Source organism: Hydrogenophaga sp., from assembly GCF_041633695.1.
Taxonomy (GTDB): Bacteria; Pseudomonadota; Gammaproteobacteria; order Burkholderiales; family Burkholderiaceae_C; genus Hydrogenophaga.
In genome coordinates, this window is the sequence record NZ_JBFJMY010000672.1 from 1 (window position 1) to 1,670 (window position 1,670).

The following is a 1,670-nucleotide window of genomic DNA, read 5'->3' on the forward strand; positions in this document are numbered from 1 at the left end:
CAATTCCTCAATGTTGCCCGAGAAACTCGGCCAACAGCGTTTTCGGAGAATCCCTTCAGTGGATCTACAGAAGCCATGACAAATCCATCCATCCATTTCGACCTGCTGATCCGTGGCGGCACCGTGATTGACGGCACGAAAGCGCCGAGATTTGTCGCCGATATTGGCGTGACCGACGGCCACATTGTCCGCATCGGCGACCTTTCGTCGGCCACAGCCGAACAGGTCCTGGATGCCAGTGGCTTCATCGTCTGCCCCGGCTTTATCGACTCCCACACCCATGACGACCAGGCCGTGCTGTCGCACGGCAGCATGCCTTACAAGGTGTCGCAAGGTGTGACCACGGTGGTCGCTGGCAATTGCGGCATCAGTGCCGCACCATTGCGCGCCGGCATGGATCTGCCCATGCCGCTTAGCCTGCTCGACTCGCCAGCCGAAGGCCGCTTCACCACGTTTGCTGCCTACTTGGATGCACTTCGTGCCACGCCTTCGTCGGTCAACGTGGCGGCCATGGTGGGTCACTCGACCTTGCGCGCGCTCACCATGAGCGACATGGATCGACCCGCAAGTGAGACAGAAATTGTGGCCATGCGCGACCATGTCGAAGAGGCGATGCAGGCAGGTGCCATCGGGTTGTCGACGGGTACCTTCTACGCCCCTGCCATGAAAGCGACGACGCGGGAAATCATCGAGGTGGGCCGCCCGCTGACGTCGCACAAAGCCCTCTATGTTGCTCACATGCGCGACGAGTCTGACCGGGTCATGGAAGCGCTGGAAGAGACTTTTGAGATCGGTCGAGCGCTCGAGGTGCCGGTTGTCGTGTCGCACCACAAGGTCATGCACAAAGGCAACTTCGGCAGGACCCAATTGACACTGCCCTTTATCCGCGAAGCAATGAAGCACCAGTGCGTTTCGCTGGACTGCTACCCCTACACCGCAGGTTCCACCATGATCCGTACCGACCGGGGCATGCTTGATGGCCGCGTACTGATTGCCAGCAGTGAGCCGCACCCGGAGTGCGCTGGAAGAGACCTGGCAGACATAGCCGCAGAATGGGGTGTCCCCAGGGAGGAGGCCGCACGGCGGATGCAACCTGGCAGCGCCATTTACTTCATCATGGACGAAGACGATGTGCAGCGCGTGCTCGCATTCGACGAGACCATGATCGGTTCGGACGGCATCCCGCTTGGAGAGAAACCGCATCCGCGGCTCTGGGGAACCTTTCCCCGCATTCTTGGACACTACAGCCGCGATATTGGCCTGTTTCCTCTTGAGACGGCGGTCTGGAAAATGACCGGACTCACCGCGCGCAATTTCGGCTTGCATGGCCGCGGCACGCTCAAACCAGGTCAACATGCCGATCTGGTGATTTTTGATGCCATCAACGTTCGCGATGCAGCCAGTTACGAGTCGCCTGACAAGCCGGCCGAAGGTATCGCGACGGTCATCGTGAACGGCGCCATCACCTGGCAGCGGGGCGCACACACTGGCGCACGCAATGGCCAGGTCATCACCCGCCAGGAGCGGGCAAAGACCTGAGCGATGACCGACGAAGAACACATCCGCGCGGCGAGAGCGCTGTCCAATGCCGCCATCGCCAGGAAAGATGTCGCAGGGATCGCCAGCTTCTGGACAGACGAGATTCACGTCGTCGGCTCCATGTCCCTGCA

Annotated in this window: 1 protein-coding gene; it reads left to right on the forward strand. The window is 60.5% G+C overall.

The genetic code is table 11. The features are described from left to right. Window positions 1-75 precede the first annotated feature (75 nt). The gene (locus ABYB95_RS23085) at window positions 76-1,539 is read left to right on the forward strand and encodes an amidohydrolase family protein (protein WP_372662567.1); all 1,464 of its coding nucleotides are present in this window, start codon (window positions 76-78) and stop codon (window positions 1,537-1,539) included. Window positions 1,540-1,670 lie beyond the last annotated feature (131 nt).

Bases quoted from the DNA above. Each gene is read 5' to 3' on its own strand.
- ABYB95_RS23085 (WP_372662567.1), top strand. From the start codon at position 76: ATGACAAATCCATCCATCCATTTCGACCTGCTGATCCGTGGCGGCACC.